General features: G+C 41.1%; 4 protein-coding genes and 2 pseudogenes. 1 reads left to right on the forward strand and 5 read right to left on the reverse strand.

The window, feature by feature from the left end:
• The 3 genes and pseudogenes from ACOJS8_RS13705 to ACOJS8_RS13715 all read right to left on the reverse strand — a co-directional run.
• Positions 1–654, reverse strand: a 654-nt coding sequence (locus tag ACOJS8_RS13705; protein ID WP_420149109.1) for a hypothetical protein, incomplete at its 3' end; no start/stop codon positions are given.
• A 79-nt stretch (positions 655–733) separates the two neighbouring features.
• Positions 734–1,150, reverse strand: a pseudogene (locus tag ACOJS8_RS13710) (DDE-type integrase/transposase/recombinase); the annotation flags it as partial.
• A 393-nt stretch (positions 1,151–1,543) separates the two neighbouring features.
• A complete protein-coding gene (locus ACOJS8_RS13715; RefSeq protein WP_420149110.1) occupies positions 1,544–3,091 on the reverse strand; it encodes a hypothetical protein in 1,548 nt (515 codons plus the stop codon).
• A gap of 155 nt (positions 3,092–3,246) precedes the next feature.
• Here ACOJS8_RS13715 and ACOJS8_RS13720 point away from each other — a divergent pair, with 155 nt between their 5' ends.
• The gene (locus ACOJS8_RS13720; RefSeq protein ID WP_420149111.1) at positions 3,247–3,465 is read left to right on the forward strand and encodes a hypothetical protein; all 219 of its coding nucleotides are present in this window, start codon (positions 3,247–3,249) and stop codon (positions 3,463–3,465) included.
• Between the two features lie 24 nt (positions 3,466–3,489).
• Here ACOJS8_RS13720 and ACOJS8_RS13725 read toward each other — a convergent pair whose 3' ends face one another.
• Both ACOJS8_RS13725 and ACOJS8_RS13730 read right to left on the reverse strand, forming a co-directional pair.
• Positions 3,490–3,978 carry a hypothetical protein gene (locus ACOJS8_RS13725; protein WP_420149112.1) on the reverse strand — a complete coding sequence of 163 codons (489 nt, stop codon included), beginning with the start codon at positions 3,976–3,978 and terminating at the stop codon, positions 3,490–3,492.
• A pseudogene (locus ACOJS8_RS13730) lies at positions 3,965–4,187 on the reverse strand (hypothetical protein); the annotation flags it as partial. The pseudogene ACOJS8_RS13730 and the gene ACOJS8_RS13725, both read right to left, overlap by 14 nt.

Here is a 4,187-nt window from a genome sequence, read left to right on the forward strand (position 1 = left end):
CACCAGAAGAATTACAATACAAATACATTGGAACTCCTGAACAATAAACCCAAGCAAATCGATGTCAAAATTAGCATGTCCGTAGTATTTGCGATCCCCTCCTGAAAAAATGCTATTGCGCAGCCACACAGGTAACCTATAAGTAAGCCATAGGCCGAAAAAGAGCCGGATAATACCCAAGAAATTTATCTTATCATTAGAGTCAACTTTTGGTTTGGCTAGAAACACAAGCCATCCAAGAAAAGTGAGAGTCATAGGCCAAAGTAGCATTGTACTACCTAAGTAAAATCCACCAATGCGTAGCAGTTGCTTCTTTTCATTTAATAGTTGCTTAATATAATCTCGGTACCTTAAAGAATTTTCTAAATTGTCATTATTAAGACTATTTGATTTAAGTGTCAACAATACACTATCAACCTTTTGTAGTGTCTTTAATAAAAAAAATGTATTATCGGTTTGACGTTGCAGTGTCTTGCTTACATCTATTCTTTTATCATTCTCAATCTTAGTTCTCACATCCTTATCGTACAATACCCCGCTTATCTCCGCTGCTTTGTATGGCAAAATAAAACCGATTAGAAAGCCAATTGCTAAAATGCGAAACGCAAAAAGAATAAGGTTAACAACTCTTTGACTGCTATTGATTACAGACATTGCTATGGGTTTATTTGGTTTAGTGGCACACTCAACTTACAAGTTTTGTATGATACTCACTCTCAACCTGTTTAGGGTTTCAATAGCCCAGCGACGAATGGGAAAGCACTCGATTGTAATAACATTCGATATACTCAAAAACTTCCGCGCTTAAAAAGCACCCGCCTTCTAATAACTCCGCCTTCAGGCGGCTCCGGAACGACTCTACAAACGAATTATCGTAAGGGTCGTCGGCCCAGCATGACCTGGTCCTGATTCGCCACAAACTCACCAGTTCCTGCACCTCATTAGAGATATATTGCCCGCCTCGGTCAGAGTGACCAATGAGGTCAGCAGCAGACTGACGAGCTTTTTGTGCCGCCCACAACGGCAGCAGGATTAGCGGGTCTTCCATATTATCATCGACGCGCCAGGCAACAATCCAGCGCGAAAATAGATTCATCCAACTCCCCAAGTAGGCCAACCCGCTATTCGAAAAAAGCAGGTAGGGTATGTCGCTGACCCAAACCTAGTCAGGCCCGGTGGGCATTTGGTCTACCCTGTTAGCCAGATAATTTCATTGATATTCGTACCTGCTGACGACCTATCTGGTAGCCCTGGTCTTAGAGTTCGGCCACGATTCGCCGACTACCATAGCGTCGTTTCGCCTTAAAAATAATTTATAGTGCCATTCGTGAAATCCAATTCCACACTTATCTCAATGGGATACTTTAGCTAAACGGGCGGATTTATTCAGTAAGCGAATATAGCTCTAGGTAAAAACTGACCATCAGCGATTTAATACGTATATCTCAATTAAGAATAAATATTGAATACAGCTTATCGGCTTAGATTCTCCGTGTAGAGATCAGAAAATATTCGCACGAAAACTCAAATAGCGTTTTATCTATCAACGACGCATCTGTCGTACCACCCGATCATCTTCTGGCCAGCCACAAAACCAAACCAGCCATTTACCTTCGTAGAATGAGAAGGTTCCCATTTTTACTACTCCAACAAACTCCTCGTTTTTGTAGGTAAACTCAACGCTTGAAAAAGGAACTGTTTTATTTGGGTCAACCTTGCTACCACCCATTGGTCGAAGAGGGTATGTCAGTCGGCTAAATTGAACCGAAGACCAGTTCGTAATGCCCTCTGAAGTGAGCATTTCACGATGCCGGTCAAATTTATTGGCAGACACGTCATCCGTTTCTACTGTATCATCTGGGTGAAGACAACGCATCCAAGTCGCTTTATCATTCGTTTTTAGGCATTTCAGTAACAGCTTAGCTAGTTCTTCTGGAGAATCAGCTCCCAAGCGTCCAGTATTATTAGTACTTGCAAGATTGGACACAGTCACTGTTTGTTTTGTTTCCTTTAAGAAAGCCTCATATGTCTTATCAAAAAATAAAGAAGTGTTCGTGAAATACTCCTGCTGTCCGCTTTCCCCTAAAATACCTTGGTTATTGCTAGCAGGACGTACAGAGCAAAGATTATTAATAACATTTGAAGGTGGGAACAAGTATTTTTTCCCTAGATCTTCATAAACTTCAATTCGGCCTTTAGCCCCATACATAGGTTGAGGATACTCAATATATACTAAATAACCTGGGCCTTGCTTTTCATAGAAATCATGCCGGGCAACCTTAATGCTGTTTCCCTTATTTGTTTGATCGATGATATACTGTAGAAGGCTTCCAATAAATCCTCCATCTGAATCAGGCACCATCACTTTTCTCATTGCAGCTTTATCCACGGCGGATATGTTACTCCAAGCTGTCCAATTAAATCCACAAGGATATGATGTATTTTTTTGATTACTTGACGGTTCGTCTCCGTCAGCAGGTTTTCTTATCCAGCGAGCCTGTATTTCGCTAGGTATGAATGATTTTTTTAGGCGATCAGCTATTACTTGCCTAAATATTACATGCAATGGTTTCCAAGTGAAATTAGTGGACACAATGTTTGTGTAAACAAGGGGCCATTTTCCGTTACCTACCCCTCTTGTAGTAAGATATACATCATTGCCAATCTGTTCAACTTTGTGAGTTACTTTTCCAGGATGTAATGTATGCCCCTGCATTGTGAAATTCTCGATAGTACGGTTTGCGTAATTCGTTCTAACTCTAATAGGGCCAGAAACATTCAGCATGCTCACCATATATAGGCCGCAGTTAACAACTACAATAGGTTCAGCTCCTGGTGCTATTAAGCTAGCGTTATTAAGTAGCATAGCATAAACCATCTCCTTCGTGCATGAGGCTGATTCTAGGGTATTACACACCTTTGTCGGGCCAACGGTATAATCGTGCCATCTGTCAGGGTCACTAGTCTGCGAAAAATTGTCAACGACTGCTGGATCATCACAGACTGTTTTGTTTGTCACTGCTTTCTTACCAACCTGTGCGAAGCTCTTAGCAGTCGATACCAGTAAAAACAGGAGTAGAAGGTATTTCATATATACGTGTATGGACAGTTATATAATAAGTAATTATAGCGTAATTAATTGAATTATAAATCTCTATAAATCTCATTTCAAATATTAGCAACGAATGTTACGAGTACAACCAGGTGATTTTGTCGCTCTTCGTTTGGAAGAATATACTGGTAAGGATGGGCTATTCTGTAGTAAAACCAAATAAGAAAGTTCCTTCTGATAAAGTGTTTAAAATCTTCAGTGGGCTATTAAGGCGCGTCAACGTTAAAGATTTTGGCGTTATTAAAACAGTTGCTGAAATGTTAGAAGAAACTGTTTCAGGGGAAGCATTGCTATCGTTTGATAAAGTTGAGCAGGCGTATGTCTGGAGGATACTTCAACTCAAAAGGGCCTAATAGAAGCTCTCTATTACATTACAATCAGTAGTGCAATGGTACTCTGACACACTTACAGTCGCTGTTGTACACATAATGTTTACCCGCTTCAATATTACCTTTTGACGGAGCAGCCCTGAGAATTAAATTTAAACCGCCATCTTCTGAGCGTTCCAACTGGCCCAATTGCATTAGAAACTGAAACTCGGCGGCATTTGGGTACTTGTCTAACGTAGCTTTAACTGCCTTATAGTTCCGCTGTTCAGAGTAAAACCAACTCACTACAGCAATAAGAAGCATGATTGGTAAAGTCCAAACTCCACTACGACCCACACCATACCAGAAAGCCGCCTTTGGGTTATCGGTTAGTAATGGTTGCTGACTCTTTCCGATACCAGCTGTTGCCTGTTCAATAAGCGTTTGGTAGCGGCTACCAACTTCATCAACTTCAAGTAGCAATAAAGCCCCTGTTTTACCTACGTCAAATCCATATTTGCGTTGTGCCGCTGCCCGTCTATCGTCAATGACCTGCATTACTCTCTTCGGTTACTAATTGCTCAATTTCCCGCTCCATCAACATACGCTCCAGGAAGTCATACTCCGATAAGCCTTTGCCTAATTGCGCATAATGAATAATCTGTTTGCCAACCTCACTATCGGCATCGATGTTGCCGAAATTTTGCAGGGGTATAGCATTCGATTGGCAAAACTGTTGTAATACAGTTTGTTGATCTGCACGAGCT

The sequence above is a fragment of the Spirosoma sp. genome, from assembly GCF_048594605.1.
GTDB lineage: Bacteria > Bacteroidota > Bacteroidia > Cytophagales > Spirosomataceae > Spirosoma.